We start from the raw sequence: 21,179 nt of genomic DNA, 5'->3' as shown, positions 1-21,179 counted from the left end.
ATAATAAAACAAAATAATCAATATATTTAAGTGAGCACCCGTACAAGTTTTTGTACGGCAAACAAAAAACAGAAAGGGGAATATGATTATGCAAGGAAGAGAGCAGTTTGCGACTAGGTTTGGTTTTATTTTTGCGGCTGTTGGTTCAGCGGTAGGCCTAGGTAACATTTGGCGCTTCCCTTATATGCTAGGGGAAAACGGGGGGTTTGCATTTTTAATTGCTTATTTTATTTGTATCGCCCTAATTGGTCTACCCGTCTTATTAGCTGAATTTACAGTAGGTCGACGCGGTCAATCAGATGCGATTCATTCATTTGAAAACATCAAATCAAAATCGTTTGGTAAAATTGGTGGTTTTCTAGGTGTCTTGTCAGGGACATTAATCCTGTCGTTCTACGGTGTTATTGCCGGTTGGGTCTTTTATTATTTATTTAGTTATATTACCGGTGCGGCAGGCAATGTCGAATCTGGTGGCTTTGAAGGATTCTTTGGAGAGTTTATTGCTAGTCCAGTTGGTCCAGTTGTTTGGCATTTCTTATTCATGGCTGTTGTTATCGGTGTCGTTTTCTTCGGTATCAAGAAAGGTATCGAAATTGCGAACCGTACCTTTATGCCGATGCTAGCCGTTCTTATTATTGTATTAGCTGTTTTCGGTTTAACAATGGATGGTGCTGGTGAAGCACTAAGCTTCATGTTCACACCTGATTTCAATGCATTAGGTGACATTAACGTATGGGGTGCAGCTGTTGGTCAGGCATTCTTCACATTATCACTTGGTATGGGTGCTATGATCACGTACGCATCATATTTACCGAAAGAATCCCGTTTACCATCAGCGGCAGGAACAGTAGTTGTATTTGATACGTTCTTCGCTGTGTTTGCGGGTCTCATGATTTTCCCAATCGTGTTCACATTCGGAATGGAGCCAGGTGCAGGTCCAGGACTATTATTTATGACATTACCTGAAGCATTTAGCCAATGGGGCTTAGGTGGTACGATATTCGGTATCTTCTTCTTCCTATTCGTCGGAATTGCCGCATTGTCATCTGCTATTTCATTATTAGAAGTCGGTGTATCATGGGCAATGCGTCGATTCAATGTTGGACGTAAGCCGACAACACTTGTTGCTGGTTCTATCATTACACTATTCGGTGTTTTGTCAGCAATATCGCAAGGTGCGGTACCAGCATTAACGCAAATGAAGTTGTTCGCATTCCTTGATCCATCTAGCGACACAATTACGTTCTTAGATATTTTAGACAAATTTACAGCGCAGTACACATTAGCGCTAGGTGGTTTAGTGACAGCTCTATTCGTTGGTTGGGGCTGGAATAGAATCGAAGCCCTACGCGAAACAGGTTTACAAGATACAGCGATTGGTGCTGTTTGGATTTGGTTCCTACGTATTGTCGCGCCAGCGGGTATTTTGTACATCGTAATTACAAACTTCATTAATATGATTGGTCAGTAATAAGGCTAATAATTATGAAAATTTTAGCGGGCAGAGAGGGTTCCTCTCTGCTCGCATTTTAATGTTCCCAACGTTTTAATGACGGGTAGGGATCAAACGCCCATTCATTTTTTCCATTATCGCGATACATACCATAATGGAGGTGAGGCGGGAATTTACCGGATGTGCCGATTGGGCCATATCCAGAAGCGCCGACGTAGCCTATGACATCTCCTGGCTCAACAATTGACCCTTCTTCGATCGAATCTTCAAATCCGTTTAAGTGTGCGTAGTAGTGATAGACATTGTCTGCATCACGAATACCTATACGCCAACCACCATATTTGTTCCATCCTTTTACTTCTACGACGCCGTAAGATACAGAACGTACGGGTGTGCCATACGATGCGAACAAGTCCGTTCCTTCATGAATGCGTCGTCCGCCATACCCTCTGCCTGCTCCCCATGTTGATCGGTATGAGTAATTGTAATGTGACGGAATTGGAAAGGCGTGTTCATCTAAATCAGTTGTTTGAAAGTGCTGGAATAATTGACGGTATTGGGTGATGAGTTTAGCTGCTTTGTCACGATCATAATACGTCTCTAAACTTTGTTTAATTGACTTGCCTGATGCGATTTCGTCGCTTAACCATTTAGCGACTGTATATAGAACATCTTCATCATGGTGTGGATTGGCATAACCATCCCCATCCCCATCTTTGCCAATGCCATTAAATGCTTGTATTGTGGCTTCATAGTGTGAAGGGTTTTCATCAGTGGCTAACAAACCGAACCACCACTCAGGTTTTACTTGTATACTGGTAAGACGATCATCATTAACATCGTTAATATTCCGCTCGTATTGATCGATCGCAGCTAACGTCGTCCACGGAATGGATGTTAGTGTTGCTGTTTTTTTGTATAATTGCATGCGTGCTTCATCTGGAGTTTCCTCAGCTGCTAACGGTAAATGACTGCTACTTAGTAAAAAGATGAAAACAAGAATGATTAAACGGTGAAAAGCCATATTAAGATACTCCTTTTATGTTATATCTACCTGTAGTATGGTCATCTTTTTTGAAATCATGAAAGCGTATTGAAAAGGTTTTATGATAAACTGATACTAGTTGAGGTGATAAGTGATGGAGTTATTAGGACAACAATACGAATTAATCCATGATTACCGCGAAGGCTTCCAAGAAGACGTGGTTGAACAGCGGTTTAGCGATATTTTAACGAAATATGATTATATTGTCGGTGATTGGGGGTTTGGTCAATTACGTTTAAAAGGGTTCTATGATGACCAAAATCAAAAAGCCACATTTGACACGAAGATTTCGACATTAGAAGATTATTTGTATGAATACTGTAATTTTGGTTGTGCTTATTTTGTCATGAAACGAGTGGATTCATAATTGACCGGATATTTGTTGTCCGGTCAATTTTGTGCCATTATCCTTTATCAGGATGTTCAGGATCTTCGTCATCAGGGAAGTTATTCGGTTGATGCGCAGACGGATATTGCCGTGGAATATCATGATGAAGTTGTTTATTCTCATAGTTAAACGCAGAATAATGGCGACGTTTTGGATCGTATTCACGCGCTTGAAGTGGTTCATCATGAACTGGTTCACCATATGTCCCTTCAGGAAATTCTTCAGGGACTTGCATATTTTGTTGTACTTCGACAGTTGCGAAATCGTCGTTTTTCTTCTTTTTTGCCACACGAATCGTCCTTTCGTTTACGAATGGAAATGAGTTATTGTTTTCCCTTAGTATGACGCAAAAATAATATTATATAAGGTTCATTTAATTGTGATAAACTAATTGAAGAAAGGAATGATCACGATGTATTTTGTTGATCAAGAATCCATTGATGAGACATTAACGTATTATAACCGATTGCTTGAAACGTATGAGCGAACTGATTTTTCAACTGATGACCAACTATTCGGGCTTGAGCGAATCGTTCATATGACGATTGAGTCGATTATTGATGTTGGAAATATGATGATAGATGGCTTTATTATGCGTGACCCTGGTAGTTATGACGACATTATTGATATTTTAATCGATGAACAAGTCATACCAGCTGAGACAGAATCAACATATAAACGAGTGATTGGTATGCGTTCGACAGTCATTAAAGATTACACGAACATAAATCATGACACATTACGGACTGCGATGGATGATGGCATTCAAACGTTGAAGCAATTTCCGAGTCATATTTATCGTTATTTGGAACGAGAGATGGGGCCTATTACGGCTTTCAAAAAACGTGAAGGGGAAAGCTAGTATGGCACGTTATCAAGCATATTTAATTGATTTAGATGGCACGATGTACCGAGGGAATGCCGCGATTCCAGAGGCTGCGGCGTTTATTAACAAGTTGCAAACGGAAGGTGTACCATTTCGGTTTGTGACCAATAATTCGTCACGAACGCGTGCTAAAACGGTTGAAAAGCTGGCGAAACATGATATTAACGTTGATGAAAGTACGATTTTAACACCGTCTATTATTGCGGCTGATTATATTAAAGAAGTGTCTGACCAGGCATCGGTTTTCATGATTGGTGAAGCGGGTGTAGAAGAGGCTTTACAATCACGGGGGTTAACGATCACCAACGACAATCCAGATTTTGTTGTGGTCGGAATTGATCGTTATGTAACGTATCAAAAAATTAAAGACGCTTGTCTACATATACAGTCTGGGGCGACATTCGTGGCGACGAATCCGGATATTCGAGTACCAACAGAGGAAGGGTTTGTCCCAGGCAATGGGGCTTATGTTGATTTGATTAGGCAGGTAACGAAAACTGAACCCATCGTCGTTGGAAAACCTGACCGTCTAATGGTCGATTTAGCGCTTGAACAGATGGATGTTTTACATGATCAAGCCATTATGGTTGGCGATAACTATGACACCGATATTATGGCAGGCATTCAAGCGAATATTGATACTTTACACGTTGAAACAGGTGTTACGTCACAAGACGACTTGCAACATGTTGCGGTGCAACCGACGTATTCGTTAAAAACATTAGCCGAATGGGATGAGGTTTAAGTTTAAAATAATATTTGAGGTGATCGAATGACTAAGCCATTTGTTTATATCACACGAAAAATAGCTGATGACGTGGTGAGTGCTTTAGCGAACGAATATCATGTCGAAATGTGGGGAGAGGAAGAAACAACAGTACCTCGAGATGTGTTATTAAGTAAGGCGCGCGAGGCGGATGCTTTATTGACGATGTTAACCGATTCGATTGATGATGAATTAATGCAACAAGCGCCAAACTTAAAGGTGGTTGCTAATTTGGCTGTTGGTTACGATAATATTGATGTTCAAGCTGCCTCAAGGCATGGCGTTATCGTAACGAACACCCCGGATGTATTAACGGATACAACAGCCGATTTAACGTTCGGTTTATTATTAGCTACAGCTCGTCGTATTCCTGAAGCGGTGAAGCATATTAAAGAGGACAAATGGACGTCATGGTCGCCGTATATGCTAGCAGGGCACGATGTTCATCATAAAACCTTAGGCATTATAGGGATGGGTAGTATTGGCGAAGCTGTTGCCAAACGTGCGAAAGGGTTTGACATGACCGTTTTATATCACAACCGTTCACGTAAAGAACAGGCAGAAAAGCAACTAGGTGTTGAGTATCGATCATTTGATGATGTGATGACACAATCTGATTTTGTCATCTGTATGACGCCACTAACCGAAGAAACGAAGGGCATGTTCAATCGGTCAGTCTTTAAACAGATGAAATCGTCAGCGTTTTTCATTAATACGTCTCGCGGAGCTGTCGTGAACGAGGACGATTTATACGATGCATTACAAGCTGGCGATATTCGTGGTGCCGGATTAGATGTGTTTCAACAAGAACCTATCCAAGCAGATCATCCGTTATTACAGTGCGAACAAGTCGTTGCTTTGCCACATATTGGGTCATCTAGCTTTGAAACACGGACGGCTATGATGTGGTTAACGAAAGAGAATATTGAACGCGTGTTATCAGGTGAAGAGCCGAAAACACCTGTTAATGTATAATATAAAACAAGCCCTCAATGTCTTAAGCATTGAGGGCTTAACTATAAGGGTATTAGAAAATTTGTTCAACTTCTTTAACACCAGGAACTTCCGCGATTAGGGCTCGTTCAATACCAGCCTTAAGTGTAATAGCCGAACTTGGGCAATTACCACAAGCGCCTTTTAGACGTAATAACACAATACCATCATCAACGTCAACGAGTTCAACGTCCCCGCCGTCACGTAATAAAAACGGGCGTAATTTACCAATTACTTCTTGTACTTGATCAAACATTACTCATATTCCCCTTTCTTCACTTACATTATATAAAATTTAGCCATTAAAATCTATTCAAGTGCTTTTAATGAAAAAAATCTTGTTGAGAACCATTTTCATTTTAACTCGAAGCGAAAGTTTTGTAAAATATAATTAAGCGAACAGACGAAGGGAAATAGTAGCGAGGGGGGATTCGATGTCAAAACAAGTCGAATTAGTCGTATACGGCGCAGAAGTTATTTGCGCTAGTTGTGTAAACTTACCAAGTTCAAAAGAACAATATGATTGGTTGCAAGCAGCGATTTCTAGAAAATATGGTGACGATTATGTCACGTATAAATACGTTGATATTTTTAACCCACCCAACGAACAAAAGTACCAACAATTTGCTGAACAAGTTGTTGAAGACGATATGATTTACCCTGTTGTCTTAGTCGAAGACGAAATTGTCGGTGAAGGTAATCCACGTTTAAAAACCGTTTATCAAGCGTTAGAAAACAACGGACTAACGCCGATATCTTAAACTAAGCAAACAGGGTTCGCGACAGGTTAAACAAACGAGGAGTGAACGCCATGAACCCGTTAGTTGAGTTTTGTGTGAATAACTTAATGAGTGGATCTCAAGAGGCTTTAGAGAAACTAGATAAAGACCCAGACATTGATGTCGTCGAATATGGATGCACGAGCAACTGTGCGATTTGCTCGATGAGTTTGTTTGCCATTGCCGATGGTGAACTCATTATGGCAGATACACCAAGTGAGTTAGTTGATAAAGTGTATCAATTTTTAGAAGAGGAATCATTAATTTAATAAAGTGAGGTTATGATATGAAAATTCCTTTCACGAAAATGCACGGCTTAGGCAATAGTTATATTTATGTGGACGGTTTCCATGTTGAATTGCCAGAAGAATCACTACCAACTATTGCTAAACAAGTGTCGAGTGTACACACAGGTATTGGATCAGACGGCTTAATCTTAGTGTTACCATCTAACCTGGCTGATGTACGCATGCGAATTTTTAATAAAGATGGATCAGAGGCAATGAACTGTGGTAATGGTTTGCGTTGTGTGGCGAAGTTCGTCTATGACAAAAAATACGTCCATAAACAGTCGTTTGAGATCGAAACCAAATCAGGTGTCGTTACTGCGACAGTCCATCCGGATAAAGATAAACATGTTGAAAGTGTCACAGTTGATATGGGAGAGCCAGTGTTAGAAAGATCGAATATTCCTATGGAAACTGAAAATGGTGGACTGTTCGATGAAGTCGTTTATGAGCATTTTCGTGTCGATGGGGATGATTATTATGCAACCGCTGTCTCGATGGGGAACCCGCACGTTGTGTTTTACCAAGATAACATGCAAGATGCTCCGATTCATACATTAGGGCCTAAAGTGACGACAGATGAACGGTTTCCTGAAGGGGTGAATGTTGAATTCGTTGAAGTGTTGAATGAAGCGGAGCTACGTTTTCGTGTTTGGGAACGAGGTTCAGGTATTACCCAAGCTTGTGGTACAGGGGCGTGTGCATCTGTTGTCGCATCTGCATTAAACAGTTACGTCAAACGTGGCCAAGAAGTGACGGTGCATCTAGATGGTGGCGATTTATGGATTACTTGGCTTGAGTCAGGCTCAGTGTTGATGCGAGGTGCAGCTGTTACCGTTGCGAAAGGACACACGTGGGTTGAGTTAGATGTTTGATGAAGCTGGTTTTGATTAGTATACTAATGTTTAGGGAGGTATTTACATGGCGATTAATTTAAGTGAAGCGGCGACTTTACAAGTACAAGAAATGATGAAAGACGAAACAGCTGAAGAAGTCTACTTACGCTTTGGCGTTAAAGGTGGCGGCTGCAGTGGTTTATCGTATAAATTAGGTTTTGATTACGAGAAGAAAGAAACTGACCGTCAATTTGAGCAAGGTGGTATCCCGATCGTTATTGCAGAAATGGATGTACCCATTATTGAAGGAACGACGATTGATTTTAAACAAAACATGATGGGCGGCGGGTTCACGATCGATAACCCGAATGCTATTGTATCATGCGGTTGTGGCTCGTCATTCAAAGCACCGAATGTAGAAGGACAGCCGGAGAATTGTTAACGGTTGAAACCGCGGCATGACAACGATTATCGAACGTCAACTCAAACGGTAACCCAACCGAAAAGCTAGTCGGTTAGTTAAACGTAGAAGGTTGATAATACCGCCGTAAAATCCGCGGAAAATAACTGTTCAAACGAATAAATACAACCCCAAAAACGAGGTTTGACGGTTGTTAATAACGTACTAAAGACTTTCTTAGCGCTAATGTGAGCGTTGAGGAGGTCTTTTTTTTTATGGCATTAAAAAAGCGGAAAAGGGTTACGAAATTAGCCGACCCGGTCAAAGAATACCCGAAATTAAGCCAAGCCCAAGCGATCGACTTCGTTATTAGCGGCAAGCGAGCGGAAGGCGTACGCGATCGTACGATACGTGATTACGTCAAAATGTGGGAGTATTTCACCGACTGGCTTAACGAAAATTACGAGGTTGATTACGTCAACGATTTAACGGCTGAAGTATTTCGCAATTATATCAACTATTTAAAATACGACAAGCAACGTTATTCGGGGCACAAGTTTATTAACGCGGAAAACCAACGAATAGGCCTAGCTGACACGACAATCAATATTAATTTGAGGACGTTAAAAGCTATTTTTAACTGGCTGTATCGTGAAGAATTGTTAGAAGTTAATCCGCTTGAAAACGTTAAATTGTTGCGCCAAGACAACGTTAACGACTTAACGAACTGTTTTACTGACGATGAGGTTAAGAACATTTTATCAATCCCGGACAAACGCGACTTTGTTGGTTACCGCGATTTTGTGGCGATGAATACGTTGCTTGACACGGGTTTGAGAGTAGGTGAGTTGTTATCGTTACGCGGCGAGGACATTGATTTTAAAACGCGATTTATTACGGTACAGCCCGATAAAAGCAAAAATCGAAAAGTGCGCTTAGTGCCTATGTCAACGCACGTCGCGAGAATGTTATTACAGTTATTCACCGAAAACCAAGAACATTTTAAAACTGATCGACTTTTCTTATCAAGCTACGGCGAACCTTTGGGGCAAAACCATTTTAATAAACGGTTAAAATATTACGCAGAAAAAGCAGGTGTTAACGCGAAGAAGGTTACGGCCCACGTTTATCGACATACATGGGCACGATCAATGATACTCAACGGCTGTGATCCGTTCACGCTTCAAAAAATCGGCGGCTGGGCTGATATACGAACCATGCGCCGTTATATACAAATGAGCGAAACGGAAATGCGAGCCGGTCACGATCAATATTCGCCGATTAATCAGATGTTTAACCAAAAATAAAGCAAAAAAAAGTCGCGCACGAATACCGAGAAAAACCCGATATACGCACACGACTAACACCGTAATGCGAGTATATCTAAAAAATGGACAGCCGTCAAGAGTTCGGTTTTCGTGCGCCTTCAAAAACGGAGGGGTAACGAAATGAAACTATTTGCCGAAGAAACAACGTATCAACGCTTATCCACTTTCGCAACACTGGACGGGCTGAACAAAGCTGTGCGCACACACCGCGCCAACTTGGCCGACGATTTAACGCCAACTCAGCGCGACGTGCTTGACGTATTGGCTCGCCATTCCTGCACATATAAAGGCGTATCATTCCTGCGCAAAAATAAGCTGGCCGAGTTAGTTGGCAAATCACGCCGAACTGTGATTTACGCGTGTAATAGACTCGCCGAGCTTGGCGTGATCGAACAGCACGAATTACGCAGGCCACGTGGCGACCGCCGCCAGACAGTCAACGCGGTTGTCATTCAGCCGGCTGTGCAACGCGACAATGACCGCCATAAAGCCGACGAAAAGCCGGCCGAAAAAGGCGATTGCACACCGGAATTGCACACCGAAGAAACTCCGCAAAAAACTATTAAACTACCAAATCACAATATAGAAGATACGGGGGCTGACAGCGCGCCGGCCACTGCGTTGGCCCACGCTATACCTGCGCCAGTCTTTAACGCGCTAAAGCCATTCTTTAACGCGAATGAACTGTACGAAGTGTATGGCGTTCTTTTACGTGCTAAAGCGCAAATAAATCGCGAAATCATGCTCGAAGATCACGGCGAACGATATGCGCAGGTGTTTCAGAATATCATACGCAAATTCAAGCGCGGCAAGGTGCGCAACTTGACGGGTATGTTATTCGTGAGTTGGCGGGAACTAACCGCGGAAATTGATCGCGAAATAGCTAAAATTGGCGAAGTGTATTACGACTGGGTGAACACGGACGACAGTGGCGCAGAAGATGGCGGCGCGGCCTATTTCGACTGGCTCGCCGACTACTATGACGGAAAGGGGGCGATGATATGAGCGTAAACTTTTTCGTAGTAAGAGCGCAAAGTGAGCGCGGCGTGCCTTACCAGTACGTGTACAAAAAGCGCGGCTGGGCCGATCGCAAAGCCAACGAGCTGACGGCGCAAGGCTGTAACGCGGTTAAAGTGACGTTTGAAACGTGGCGCTAGGGCTGGCGGTTAGATGGCTTACAGTGGGCGTTATAGGCTTTGGTGGCCGCGCAACTCTTTCACCGTCATTTCGTCAGGCGTTTTCTGCTCGCCGCTGGCCGTTTCGTGTGGCTTGTCGCGTTCATCGGCCGGTAAGGTTGCGATAAGATGAAGCGCGTTTAATCCAAAATGTGTATACGTAGACACATCTTCTTCTTTTAGCTCGTCGTATATTTTTATAAACTTCGCGGCAACTGACCTATCAATCTCAACACTTTCGAGCCATTTTCCGAACTCACCGTGCGCAAGATCATTTTCCTTTACGTGTTTCAACCGCCGGCCGATTTCGAAAATGGCGTCGCCGGCAATGCGCTTGTATTCGGTTATTTATTTCGCAACCCGAAATTTTAGCCGGATGATGTGGCGGATATATACGCAAAAGTGTTGAAATTTATTATAAAATACATGGCGCAATCAACATTCCACACTTTTTACGTTAAATTACTTCGTTACCCGAAATTTTAGCCGCATGATGTGGCGGAAGTAAAAAACGGACAATTTATTATATAATACATAGAGCGTAGAAAAGTGCGCACTTTTTCGCGAAGTCGATGGCGGCAGTTAACGATTAGTTATGTAACATAGGGCGCTAACTGCTCGGCGACTTCTCAAAAGATAAGCCTGCGCCTACCGGCTTGGCTAATTGTATATTATCGCGATTATTAATTAACCATTTAACCGAGCGTAAGCGAAGGTTTAGGTCTTAATAACGCTACGTCCTCCGCGCAGTTACATAACTGCACGCGCAGGACTAGGCGCTACCAGCCCGCCAATTTTACGGTATGTTAGGTATATAATCGCGAATGTCTTTTCGTTAACAAAGCGAAAGAGAGGGCCGCCACATCGTGCGGTCAAATTCCGTTAAATTCCGAGGCGGCTGGCGATTTAGTTGCGACAAGCCCGCCGGAACACACCGCCTCAAAAAACGGGGGGTCGCGCTAGGAACGAAAAAGCCCGCCGATCTACTCGACGGACTGTGCTTGCGCTTGCTTTTTCTTCAAATAGCGATACAACGACGGTTTGCTAACGCCTGTCATTTCCTCGATTTCGGGCACGCTGTATTCGCCACTTTCGTATAACTTGATCGCGCGTTCGACGTCTTTCTTATCCTTGCTTGGCCGACCACCAACGCGGCCACGTTTGCGAGCAGCTTTTAAGCCGGCTTGCGTTCGCTCGACGATGATTTCGCGCTCCATTTCGGCCAACACCATAAGCATTCGCATCATAGCCCGGCCCATTGGCGTTGACGTGTCGATACTATCGCGAATAGATACCAATTCGATGTCGTTTTCGTCGAGCCATTCGCTTAACTCAATTAGCTGCTTTGTGCTTCGGCCGAGCCGGTCGAGTTTGTAAACGACTAGCGTGTCGCCTTGGCGCAATTTGCCGAATAGATCGTCTAGCTTTTCGCGCTTCTTATGAGCGCCACTCACTTTTTCCTCAACGATTTCGTCGCAACCTTCCTTTTGTAACGCGTCCACCTGCAAATCTAAGTTTTGATTTTGCGTACTTACACGCGCATAGCCAAACTTCATTTTAACGCCCCCGTTTCAATTTGTTATAACTAGCGTATCATAAACGTGGGGTTATCGCAACAATTAATTGACACTATTTTTTGAAACGGTTGGCCGGCGCTTGAACCCGCATTAGACCGCGACACTGGCCCGCCGTATCATTCATATTCGTTTTTGAAACGCCATACAGCCCCCGCACTAGCACAAACGCACACAGCGCCCTTTGTGGCGCGATGAGCCTTCGCACGACCTATATGTCTAGTTCGCCCCTCAAACGCGCGCACAGTGGCGCACAGCGTTTAAAACTTCGGTGGGCTGTCGCGAATATAACAGGGCGGGGGCTGTGCTGGCGCTGAAAGTTGCGAAAGCAAAGCGCTGAAAGTTTGCGTTGCTGATCGCGTTTTAAAAAAAAAAGAAACGAAAGCAAAGCGTTAAAAGTTGGCGCAAAGTTAAGGCGGCAAGGCTGGCATAGTATCGCAACCCCCCAAGGCGCCCCCTCCTATACCGTCTAGTCTGCCCCGTTCACTAACCGCCATGTCGCGAAAACCCGACCGTCAGCTTCACCGCTTTTCAATCGTTAATAAATCGTTGATATCCGTCACGTCAAGTGCGGTTGCAATAATCGCCAAATGCTCAAGTTGAACGCGGTCATATCGTTCGCGTGCCAAGTTCGAAATGGTTGCGTGTCGTAAGCCGGTAAGCTCAACGAGATCAGTCTGAGTCATGCCACGCGCTTCCAGTAATGTTTTAAGCCGAACCCTCACCGCGCGATCAGCCGTTAATTTTTCGATTTTATCCATCTATAATACGCCTCACTTCCTATTTATATGTTACCGTCGTTATTATACCGTATTAAATTTTTTTACACAAATGCGAAAAAACTACTTGCGTCATTTACACTTATGCGTTAATATGTAAATTAAGACGAAACGAAAGGGGCGAATAATGATGAACACGGTTGATCCGATTTACACGCAAGCTGAACGCAAAGCGATGAAAGAGGCACTCGCTGGCCGTGATCGCTTATTGTTTACGCTTGGCTGTTCGCTGGGCCTGCGTATCAGTGACTTGTTGCGCTTGAAGGTTGGCGATATTCAAGGCCAACGCGAGTTAGTCATACGCGAAGAAAAAACGAAAAAGGCCCGACGCATTCCAATTAGCGCCAAGGTGGACGAGCAAGTGGTGGCACTGGACAAGCCAGCCGACGCGTACATTTTCTCGAGCCGGAAACGCAACGCCGACGGTAGCGAACGGCCAATCACACGCCAGCAAGCCTATACGATACTCAAACGCGCAGCCGAACGCGCAGGCATTGACGCTCGGATTGGCGGGCATACGTTGCGCAAAACGTTCGGCTTAATGCACTATCAAAACGGTGTTAATGTTACGCGAATTATGCGTATGTTAAACCATGCTAGTCCGCGTATAAAGAAGCGTATGAAGCGCTTGATATTTAATGAGGAGGCGAAGCAATATGTATGATTTACTTAACGATCTTATTGAAGACAACATGATTTATTTTGTAGGTTATGAAGATGGAAAAGCGATTTACGAATTTGACATATATTACTCGACTATTTTTCGCATTGAAACAAAAGACTATACTGAAAGGACCACGTTCGTTAAATTTTTAATCGGAGGGTTGCCGGCTGGTACTTACCAGTTTAACGAGGACACAGAATATTTAATTCGGAAACACAGCTTAATTGATGATATTGATATGATTTGCTTATTGCATACGAATAGATTAAGATAACCGACAAAACCTGCGCCAACTGAAATTTGCTTGCACGCCATTAAAGACGAATAAATAATACGATTGACCCGCTGTTGTCGCGCCAACGACAAGGCGGGATTTTTTTTTGTCCAAAAACGGAACAGATTGCGGTTGGCGACCGTATAACCTAGTGAAGGGTATAGAACGTGGCATAGAACGCTTCTAATTTAATCGAGATATAGAAGTTCGTGCGGTGGTGGCGATATGACGCGTCCTATTTTTAGAAATTGCGAGCAAAACTTATGTAATAAGTTAATAAATTCTAACTTAATGGCTTATTTTGCTGCTCGTAGAAATACTGAAGGTTGAGAAGTAGGATAAACGTATTTACTTTTGCCGAAAATTTTAGGTCCTATAAAGTGAGGGAGTCCTATTAGGTTACTTGAAACGTTTTAGTGAGTATTGGAATAAAAGGGTTACTTTTAGGGGTTAGTACGGCTGTAAAAGTAGGAAGAAGCAATGCGCCAGCTAGGCACATTTTTTATTTTACTTTAATAAACAACAAGTTTTTAAAAAAGGGGGTGAATACAGTGACACCAAAGGAAATGCGATTATTACGTTTTGTTGAAAATATGAATCAGACACAGTTTGCGCAAAAGCTGGACGTTAAGCGCGGCAAAATCGCCTTTATCGAGGCGGAATATGAAGAAATGCCGCGACACATCGTCGAAAAAATCGAGCAGTCATTTGATCGCGAGAAACTAGCGAAAATTAAAGCGTTTATCGAGAGTATTTAAGCGCAAAAAAAAAGGCGCCATTTTAAAAAGGGGAGATGAGCCGAATGAGTCAAAACACGAACGCTGAACAGTTATTCAAGAAAGAAAGCGAACGATTACCGAACGTTATTTACGCTACCGACGACCGACGACGCGAAGTGTACGGCCTAGCTTCAGAATTTGAGCGCGTTATGCAGACGTATAAAGGGGAAGATTTAACGCTAGACGACGTCATATTCGCGCAAAAAACCACTAACGCATGGTTGGACCCGACCGTCATGAGCCGCCCAGCGATCGTTAGCGCGCCGCCGGGCTACGGCAAATCAACGCTACTTGAAATTTTCTTATGGCACAAAGTACGCAACGACCCGAACTTCGGCGCCATTGTCGTCAAGGAACGCCTCGACGAAATCAAGCGGCTGGCCGAGCAAATTAACAACGACGGCGGCGACGGGTTATTGCAACCGCGCAACAAATACGCGTACTACATCGAAGGCTTCGACGAAGACCGGTTGAGCCGCGAGATTTACGACGCACAGTTTACGGTGCAAAGCGAATATAACGTTGTTTTAATGACAACGAAACAGTTTGAGTTGCAAACGCTTAAGGACTCGACGCACGAATTTAGCTTCTTCAAGGACGACACAGGCGCCAAGCACCCGCGCCGCTTGTTATGTATCGACGAAAAGCCTGCGATGACCATATCACACAGAATAACGAGCCGTGAAATTAACGCGATGATCGACGACATTCGCGCCGTGAACGGTAAGGCTAACGCGAAAGTGAAACGACAATATAAACGTATTCGTGAGGCTATTATCAAGTTGCGCGATCACTTTGAGTCGGCCGACATTGAAAACGTGGAAGAGTTAGAGGCGGTTAACACGAGTTTTAAGATACCGCGTGAATTTTTGAGCCAGTTCTTGGCTATGTTCGATTACAACAAATTAAGCCAGTTACGAGCGCTTGAAAATATCATTACACGCGGCGGGCTGATGTCACTAGTAAATGGTACAACGATCATTCAAACAACGCATAAACTTCACTTTGACTGGACGCAATACAATACCTTCATATTAGACGGAACTGGACGCGTTGACCCGGAATATGACCCGGCCGAGTTTTACCTTGTCGAACCCGAGCATACGCCTAATTATAGCAACGTGACGTTTCATATTAACAACGATCACACACTATCAAAAGCGAGTTTATATGGCGACTTTGAGGCCGTTCCAAAAATCGCGGCTGAGGTACGCAAGATTGCGGAGGAACACGACGGCAAAACGCTAGTGGTTACGTACAAGAATTATATTGACGCGTTTCAAGGCGAGTTAAACGACCTTTTAGAAGCCGACGAGTTGCAACTCAAACACTTCGATAGTGGCCGCGGGTCGAACGCCTTTCGCGACATTAACAACGCGATCTATATAGGCCAGCTAAACAAAGGCGGCTTAACGTACCCAAGCCAAGCACAAGCAACGGTGGGCGATCGTGAGGGCTTAAAACTAGACCCAACATACAACGTCGGCAAAAATGGCTTGCGCTATAATGACCCGGTCGTAGAACAATACAAGCAACTTGATATGGCTGTGAACCTAGTTCAAGAAACTAATAGATTACGAGCTAACACGAAGGCGGAACCCGTTCACTTTTATATTTTTACTAAAAACGAGGACACCGTCAAACACCTAACGGAAAGTTACCCCGGTTGTGAGATTGAAACATTTAACACATCGCAAAAATTAACTGGCAAAAAGACGGCCGAGGACAATATCCGCGCTTATTTCGAAAAAATGAAACCGGGTGATTCTGTTAAACAATCGGAAATCTATAAAGAGTTAGACATTGATAGAACGACATTTCACAAAGCTATTCAAAAAGAAAGTATGCAAAAATTCATCGAAAATCAAAAGATAAGCAAAGTCAAAACGCGCTTCATCAAAGGCGGTGGTGAATAATGTCACGCGCTACCGACTGCGTTAATGACGTTCGACGATGGTGGTTTGAGCAGGACAAGCACGACCCACCGGCCGACCGCCGCGCCGAACTAGTTGACGCCAAACTCGAGGACTTGTTCGAGCAAGATTACACACTGGCTGAGTTGCAAAGCTGGACGATGCTTAATCCGAAAACCGAGCGAAAGGAAAAGTTGCGCCGAGTGCCCGTTATCGAAGTGCTGACGGACTTTATTCTCGAAACGCCCCAAGTCGCCGAGCGCACGGCCGAGTACCCGATCTATAACGCAACCAAGCAAGCCCGAGCAGGCCAAGCGCGCAAAGCCAACGAGGTCACGTTACATGACGTCGAGCCTGCCGCGCCGAGCCTTGCGCAAGCAAACGACTTAAGCCATCCGCTTGACCTACACGCCACGCTTGCGTTTTACCAGCGCAACCCAGCCAAGGCAGTTGATCGGTTTAAAGGGCGAGGGTACTCTGCGCAAGCTATCACGAAGGCGGTGGCCGACCTTGACTTGACACGTGTGCGTGAGTGCGAGCAATGCGGTGGTGCTTTTTACGCGCATGATTTGCGGCTACGGTACTGCAACATTATGCGCCACCCTTTGAAGCCTGCTTTTAATTATTGCGAATACGAGAAAATGAAAGAAAACGGCCGAAAATCGAAGAATGTCAAAGAAAAATGCCATGTATAAGTAGGCGCCATTTATTTTTTAACGCCTTTTTTAATAAAATTAATAATTGCGAAGGAGGGTTGCAAATGGACGCGGAATTTATTCGATTTGTTCGGTTGAAAGCTGACTTAACACAAGCTGAAATGGCTAGTTTAAGTGGCGTATCACAAGCGGTTGTCAGTTTAGTCGAACAGGGCAAGCAACCCATTTCACCAAAATTGCGACATAAAATATTAACGTTAATAGATAATGACTCAGAATTAATAGAACAATACCAACTATATAAAGAAACAGAGCTAAAAGCGCGTCAGTAGCATCACCACGACGGGCTTATTTTTATTTTAAAGGGGGGGACGAGGCGTGACGACTATTGAACCGAAACTATTCTTAAGCGTTCAGCGCCAAGAACAAGGCGTATTCGACGTCAACGTCAATATACGCGATCAGCAAGGCCACGTTATACACCGCGAAACGGCAACGAACCGCGGCGGCCTAGCCGAAGTGGCGTATAGAACGTTAATCGAACAGGCGCCGACTATCGAAACGCTGGGCATCGCGGAAATGAAAGTGACGTCAGACGTGCCGTTTGTGCGTCATGAGCTACTTAACGCCAAGCAGGGCGACCGATCGGGCAGTCTAGCGCAATCAACGCTTAGCACGTACATGGAACACAATATCAACGTTGTATGAAGAGGAAAGGGGAGGCGACGCATATCAACGCGCACGTTTTACTGGCAATCGACCGAGGCACCGACGCAGTTGGCGCGAATATTAGTTTTAAGTGTGATGACGGCACGTTTTGGCTGTATAAAGTTGCGTCGATTTACACGAAAGAAGCCGACAGCATACGTCAAGCGTTCATACAGGCCGCGGTGCAAATACTGGCCGAACTGCCTGTCGACGTTGACGTGGTTTTCTTTTCAGCGCCGAACCGTTTCATGATTAACCGAAGCAAGCTACGTCAAAAGCTTGGCCACTTTGCGCCACACACTTATATGAATTTTACGCAGGTCAGAACGCAGTCAATAGACAAGGCGACTATGCACGATGTATATACGCTAAAATATGACGCGCTCGAGCGTCAAGCTAGTGTGATCGCGCTTATTGAAGAGAGGGGTGATGGCGCCAGTGACGAAAGGGAAGTATGCAACAGTTAGTTACTTCATTTTTCCAAATAGCGAACTTGAAGACGACTGGAAGATTAAATATAAGGTGTTTGATTTTATGACGATGGAGCTAAAAGAAGAAGGCATATCGTACTTAAATAATACGAGTTATGAGTTTGCGGCATACGTTGCGAAAAACAAGGCGTATGAACGTGCTCGAGAACTTGGATTTGACCAAGTGCAATCAATACTTACAAATACAGGGGGAACTAATTAATGAGTATGAACGTTAACATTAGACGGAACGAGATCAAAGAAAAAGCGTTTAATAAGCCGGGCCATTTAACCGAAGGCGATTTACAAGATGCTCAAGTGATCGCGAACAAAACAACTGGAACAAAAGACATCAGTTTATACAGACAAGTTAAGCGCGAGTTAGAGGGTCGTGAAAACGAAACTGACAACGCGAAAGGGGAAAGCGATAATGAAGTACAGTAAACAATTACAAGACCAAATTAAAAAGTTTGAAACGGAACTCGAAAAGGTGAACGAGAAAAAAGAAAAATCAGAAGCAAAGTTAAATGAACAAATTGACAAGGTTGCGCAACTAGAGCAACAGTTAAACGAAACGGAAGACGTTGACGAAAAGTTACAATTAGAGGAAGAACTCGACAAAGCCAAACGCAAACAAAAAATGCTTGCTGACGACGTAGCCAAGAAATCGACGTCTAAACAGTTGGACGAGCTTCGCAACGATATTATTGACAAGGCATCGAAAGAAATCAAGGCCCAGCGCGATCAATTTGCAAAAGAGGCCGTCAAGAAAATTAAGCAGGCGAACCATGAGCAACTCAAAGCCGCACGATCTATTCACGAAAATTACGAAGCAGGCGTAGGAGCACATGAAGACCTAGCCCGCAAACTTGGCTCGGATTACTTCAAAGTAACGGCAGGCGGCGACTTGATGATCGGTAACAAATACATCTACTCGCAAACGGTGCCAGTCGTTGAAATTGCGAGCGATAAGCAGTTATTGCGCGTGATGAAAGGCAAAGAACGTTATGACGTAACTGACGACGAAATTTAACAACGCAGTGTGACCGCCGCCCCGCTGGCACCGCGATTAAGCAAGCGGGAGGGGCTGTCGTGTCCATTGCGTAGGGGGCTTCGCCTTATTGGCTTGGCGATGGCTTTCCGATTGTTTAAAGTGTTTTGATTGATATTATAGCCATTCGGCCTGTCGCACGTGTTGCGGCGGGCCTATTTTTTTAGGAGGGACGAATAACTATGACGCAAGCTGAAGCTGAACTAATATTACCGCGCCAAGCGCGCGACGAGCGGCTGAAAATGTTACGCAGTCGAGCGCGTGACTTGGCTAAAATTGTCAAGCGCGGCGAAACGCAGTACGAGCAAACACTGCGCAACGTTCACGCTGAAATAGAGAAACTGGCCGACTTAAACGCGGCCGAGGACGACGTGGCGGTGTTTGCATACCGCTATTTTAGCGACGAACAAAACCCCGAAAACGGGGCGGAGAACATTATTCGAAACGTAGCGCCGGACGTGCCACACGAAGCGATCGACGAGGTTGCGCCGATACACGCGGATATGTACGACATGATTAATAAGTCGGTGCGCTCCAAACGCGGCGGCCAGTACGTTATTGCCAGCCCACGCGGCCATGCTAAAACGCAAATCGTGGCCGTTATAAATACGCTTCACGCGCTGTGCTATCGCCGCAAACGTTACGCGTTGCTATTGTCGGAAACGGATAGCTTATCGAAAAAGATCGTGGCCAGTATTGCGAACCAACTCAAGTATAACGCCAAGCTACGTGCCGACTTCGGTGAGTTGCTTCACGTTGAAAAGTTGCGCAACCGCAAGGACAGCGACGAACATTTTATCACGACAAATGGCGTGTTAGTTGAAGCTAGTTCGAGCGGTAAGCAGTTGCGAGGCAAGACGCACAACGGACACCGACCCGACTTGATTATTTGCGATGACTTAAGTTCGTTAAATAATGAAGCGACTGAAAACCTGCGCAATCAGTTGCGGGAATGGTTTAATACGGTGGTTGAGCCGTTAGGTGACGAGTCGAGCGACTTATTTTTCATCGGCACAATGGTAACGCAGAGTGGGCTATTATCGCACATTTTAAGCCGAAAAGATTTTAAGCGAACATTTCATAAAGCGATCATAAACGAACCGAAAAACAAGCAATTATGGGCCGACTGGGAGAACCTTTATATATCCGAGGACGACCAGCGCCCTGCCGACGAGTTTTATGAAGCCAACCGCGACGCTATGGAAGAAGGCGTATTGTTGGCGTGGCCGCGCCGCTGGACGTATCTCGAGTTGATGGAAATTAAGATCAACCGCGGCCGGCGCGCGTTCGCCAGCGAATATATGAACGAAAGCATGGCCGACGACGAGGCGGTGTTCAAGCCGGACGACTACACGTACTACCGCCAGCCTTATCCGAGCCGGCCGAACATTCTCGAGTATGATGGCAAGTACGTTGACGTTAATAAAATGCGCATTGTTGGCGCGTGGGACACAGCGCTAGCCGGCACGCACCGAAGCGCACAGAACGCGTTTGTAACGATCGCAAAGGACGACGAAACAGGGCGAATGTTCGTGTTGGACGTGCTCGCAACGCATGACCAGCCGCGCGAATTTATACCGCAAATTTTACAGCGGATAGCGGACTATGACCACGAAATTATCTTTACGGAAGGCATTGGCGCATATCGTGAGTTCGGCGAACAGTTGGCGGACACGGCGCGCCGCAACGGCTTTTTGACAACGCAATTTAAGAACATTACGACACATGGCCGCGCTAATAAGGCGGGACGTATCGAGGAACTGGCGCCAATGTTTTATAATAAGTCGCTGATTTTATCGGAAAAGCACCCGCAATTAATCGAACAATTACGCGGTTATACGGGCAAGAAGCGCGCGACTGAGCTGGTCGATATTCTCGACGCGCTAGTCATGGCGGCTAGTCACGTTTATAAACGCAAGAAACTGAAACCGATGGCCAAGCCGGCCGGGTTTTAGACGCAATCAACGAAGGGAGG

General features: G+C 44.7%; 29 protein-coding genes. 23 read left to right on the top strand and 6 right to left on the bottom strand.

Annotated features, from left to right (window positions below; genetic code table 11):
* Positions 1–88 precede the first annotated feature (88 nt).
* Positions 89–1,471, top strand: coding sequence for a sodium-dependent transporter (locus ABID56_RS08760; RefSeq protein ID WP_354220286.1), 1,383 nt, complete (start codon positions 89–91; stop codon positions 1,469–1,471).
* Positions 1,472–1,529: 58 nt separating this feature from the next.
* Here ABID56_RS08760 and ABID56_RS08755 read toward each other — a convergent pair whose 3' ends face one another.
* Positions 1,530–2,477, bottom strand: a complete 948-nt coding sequence (locus tag ABID56_RS08755; RefSeq protein ID WP_354220284.1) for a M23 family metallopeptidase — start codon at positions 2,475–2,477, stop codon at positions 1,530–1,532.
* A 112-nt stretch (positions 2,478–2,589) separates the two neighbouring features.
* Between ABID56_RS08755 and ABID56_RS08750 the strand changes: the two genes are divergently transcribed.
* Positions 2,590–2,865 carry a YutD family protein gene (locus tag ABID56_RS08750; protein WP_377946474.1) on the top strand — a complete coding sequence of 92 codons (276 nt, stop codon included), beginning with the start codon at positions 2,590–2,592 and terminating at the stop codon, positions 2,863–2,865.
* A 37-nt stretch (positions 2,866–2,902) separates the two neighbouring features.
* Here ABID56_RS08750 and ABID56_RS08745 read toward each other — a convergent pair whose 3' ends face one another.
* Positions 2,903–3,175, bottom strand: coding sequence for a cytosolic protein (locus ABID56_RS08745; RefSeq protein WP_354220280.1), 273 nt, complete (start codon positions 3,173–3,175; stop codon positions 2,903–2,905).
* 123 nt (positions 3,176–3,298) lie between these two features.
* On the opposite strand from ABID56_RS08745, the gene ABID56_RS08740 reads away from it, so the two are divergent.
* Genes ABID56_RS08740 through ABID56_RS08730 form a run of 3 tightly spaced genes read left to right on the top strand, consistent with a single transcriptional unit; the run spans position 3,299 to position 5,513 of the window.
* On the top strand, positions 3,299–3,748 hold the full coding sequence (locus ABID56_RS08740) for a DUF86 domain-containing protein (protein WP_354220278.1): 450 nt from the start codon (positions 3,299–3,301) through the stop codon (positions 3,746–3,748).
* A 1-nt stretch (position 3,749) separates the two neighbouring features.
* Positions 3,750–4,517: a TIGR01457 family HAD-type hydrolase gene (locus tag ABID56_RS08735; RefSeq protein ID WP_354220276.1), complete on the top strand. Its 768-nt coding sequence runs from the start codon at positions 3,750–3,752 to the stop codon at positions 4,515–4,517.
* 27 nt (positions 4,518–4,544) lie between these two features.
* On the top strand, positions 4,545–5,513 hold the full coding sequence (locus ABID56_RS08730; protein ID WP_354220274.1) for a 2-hydroxyacid dehydrogenase: 969 nt from the start codon (positions 4,545–4,547) through the stop codon (positions 5,511–5,513).
* A gap of 52 nt (positions 5,514–5,565) precedes the next feature.
* Here ABID56_RS08730 and ABID56_RS08725 read toward each other — a convergent pair whose 3' ends face one another.
* Positions 5,566–5,787, bottom strand: coding sequence for a NifU family protein (locus ABID56_RS08725; RefSeq protein ID WP_354220272.1), 222 nt, complete (start codon positions 5,785–5,787; stop codon positions 5,566–5,568).
* Between the two features lie 178 nt (positions 5,788–5,965).
* On the opposite strand from ABID56_RS08725, the gene ABID56_RS08720 reads away from it, so the two are divergent.
* The 7 genes from ABID56_RS08720 (at position 5,966) to ABID56_RS08690 (ending at position 10,318) form a co-directional block, all read left to right on the top strand.
* Positions 5,966–6,292, top strand: coding sequence for a YuzD family protein (locus tag ABID56_RS08720; RefSeq protein ID WP_354220270.1), 327 nt, complete (start codon positions 5,966–5,968; stop codon positions 6,290–6,292).
* A 50-nt stretch (positions 6,293–6,342) separates the two neighbouring features.
* Positions 6,343–6,579, top strand: a complete 237-nt coding sequence (locus ABID56_RS08715) for a YuzB family protein (RefSeq protein WP_354220268.1) — start codon at positions 6,343–6,345, stop codon at positions 6,577–6,579.
* Between the two features lie 17 nt (positions 6,580–6,596).
* Positions 6,597–7,472, top strand: a complete 876-nt coding sequence (dapF, locus tag ABID56_RS08710; RefSeq protein ID WP_354220266.1) for a diaminopimelate epimerase — start codon at positions 6,597–6,599, stop codon at positions 7,470–7,472.
* A 46-nt stretch (positions 7,473–7,518) separates the two neighbouring features.
* Positions 7,519–7,875, top strand: a complete 357-nt coding sequence (locus tag ABID56_RS08705) for a HesB/IscA family protein (RefSeq protein WP_354220264.1) — start codon at positions 7,519–7,521, stop codon at positions 7,873–7,875.
* Positions 7,876–8,108: 233 nt separating this feature from the next.
* Positions 8,109–9,140: a tyrosine-type recombinase/integrase gene (locus tag ABID56_RS08700; protein ID WP_354220262.1), complete on the top strand. Its 1,032-nt coding sequence runs from the start codon at positions 8,109–8,111 to the stop codon at positions 9,138–9,140.
* 141 nt (positions 9,141–9,281) lie between these two features.
* A complete protein-coding gene (locus ABID56_RS08695; RefSeq protein WP_354220260.1) occupies positions 9,282–10,166 on the top strand; it encodes a MarR family transcriptional regulator in 885 nt (294 codons plus the stop codon).
* Positions 10,163–10,318, top strand: a complete 156-nt coding sequence (locus tag ABID56_RS08690) for a hypothetical protein (protein WP_354220258.1) — start codon at positions 10,163–10,165, stop codon at positions 10,316–10,318. The genes ABID56_RS08695 and ABID56_RS08690 overlap by 4 nt, the downstream gene beginning before the upstream one ends.
* Before the next feature lie 30 nt (positions 10,319–10,348).
* Here the strand turns inward: ABID56_RS08690 and ABID56_RS08685 are convergent, their stop codons facing one another.
* The 3 genes from ABID56_RS08685 to ABID56_RS08675 form a co-directional block, all read right to left on the bottom strand.
* A complete protein-coding gene (locus ABID56_RS08685; protein WP_354220403.1) occupies positions 10,349–10,666 on the bottom strand; it encodes a DUF3102 domain-containing protein in 318 nt (105 codons plus the stop codon).
* 653 nt (positions 10,667–11,319) lie between these two features.
* On the bottom strand, positions 11,320–11,892 hold the full coding sequence (locus ABID56_RS08680) for a recombinase family protein (protein ID WP_354220256.1): 573 nt from the start codon (positions 11,890–11,892) through the stop codon (positions 11,320–11,322).
* Between the two features lie 539 nt (positions 11,893–12,431).
* Positions 12,432–12,671, bottom strand: a complete 240-nt coding sequence (locus ABID56_RS08675; protein ID WP_354220254.1) for a helix-turn-helix domain-containing protein — start codon at positions 12,669–12,671, stop codon at positions 12,432–12,434.
* Between the two features lie 148 nt (positions 12,672–12,819).
* Here ABID56_RS08675 and ABID56_RS08670 point away from each other — a divergent pair, with 148 nt between their 5' ends.
* From ABID56_RS08670 to ABID56_RS08620, 11 genes are all read left to right on the top strand, one after another.
* Positions 12,820–13,353, top strand: a complete 534-nt coding sequence (locus tag ABID56_RS08670; protein WP_354220252.1) for a tyrosine-type recombinase/integrase — start codon at positions 12,820–12,822, stop codon at positions 13,351–13,353.
* A complete protein-coding gene (locus ABID56_RS08665; RefSeq protein ID WP_354220250.1) occupies positions 13,346–13,627 on the top strand; it encodes a hypothetical protein in 282 nt (93 codons plus the stop codon). The genes ABID56_RS08670 and ABID56_RS08665 overlap by 8 nt, the downstream gene beginning before the upstream one ends.
* A 551-nt stretch (positions 13,628–14,178) precedes the next feature.
* Positions 14,179–14,385, top strand: a complete 207-nt coding sequence (locus ABID56_RS08660; protein WP_354220248.1) for a hypothetical protein — start codon at positions 14,179–14,181, stop codon at positions 14,383–14,385.
* A 44-nt stretch (positions 14,386–14,429) separates the two neighbouring features.
* Entirely contained in the window at positions 14,430–16,322 is a 1,893-nt protein-coding gene (locus tag ABID56_RS08655) for a hypothetical protein (protein ID WP_354220246.1), read from the top strand.
* A complete protein-coding gene (locus ABID56_RS08650) occupies positions 16,322–17,014 on the top strand; it encodes a hypothetical protein (RefSeq protein ID WP_354220244.1) in 693 nt (230 codons plus the stop codon). The genes ABID56_RS08655 and ABID56_RS08650 overlap by 1 nt, the downstream gene beginning before the upstream one ends.
* Before the next feature lie 65 nt (positions 17,015–17,079).
* Positions 17,080–17,307, top strand: coding sequence for a helix-turn-helix transcriptional regulator (locus ABID56_RS08645; RefSeq protein ID WP_354220242.1), 228 nt, complete (start codon positions 17,080–17,082; stop codon positions 17,305–17,307).
* 46 nt (positions 17,308–17,353) lie between these two features.
* Positions 17,354–17,683, top strand: a complete 330-nt coding sequence (locus tag ABID56_RS08640) for a hypothetical protein (RefSeq protein WP_354220240.1) — start codon at positions 17,354–17,356, stop codon at positions 17,681–17,683.
* A gap of 438 nt (positions 17,684–18,121) precedes the next feature.
* Positions 18,122–18,376: a hypothetical protein gene (locus ABID56_RS08635; protein WP_354220238.1), complete on the top strand. Its 255-nt coding sequence runs from the start codon at positions 18,122–18,124 to the stop codon at positions 18,374–18,376.
* A complete protein-coding gene (locus ABID56_RS08630; protein WP_354220236.1) occupies positions 18,376–18,597 on the top strand; it encodes a hypothetical protein in 222 nt (73 codons plus the stop codon). The genes ABID56_RS08635 and ABID56_RS08630 overlap by 1 nt, the downstream gene beginning before the upstream one ends.
* Complete coding sequence (locus tag ABID56_RS08625; RefSeq protein WP_354220234.1) at positions 18,584–19,186, top strand: hypothetical protein; 603 nt, start codon at positions 18,584–18,586, stop codon at positions 19,184–19,186. The genes ABID56_RS08630 and ABID56_RS08625 overlap by 14 nt, the downstream gene beginning before the upstream one ends.
* A gap of 200 nt (positions 19,187–19,386) precedes the next feature.
* Positions 19,387–21,159 (top strand): hypothetical protein, encoded by a 1,773-nt coding sequence (locus tag ABID56_RS08620; protein WP_354220232.1) that lies wholly within the window; start codon positions 19,387–19,389, stop codon positions 21,157–21,159.
* Positions 21,160–21,179: the final 20 nt, after the last annotated feature.

The organism is Alkalibacillus flavidus (assembly GCF_040545925.1).
Classification (GTDB): Bacteria; Bacillota; Bacilli; order Bacillales; family Alkalibacillaceae; genus Alkalibacillus; species Alkalibacillus flavidus.
The sequence above is the reverse complement of the archived record's forward strand: the minus strand, read 5'-3'. Positions and strand labels throughout refer to the sequence as shown.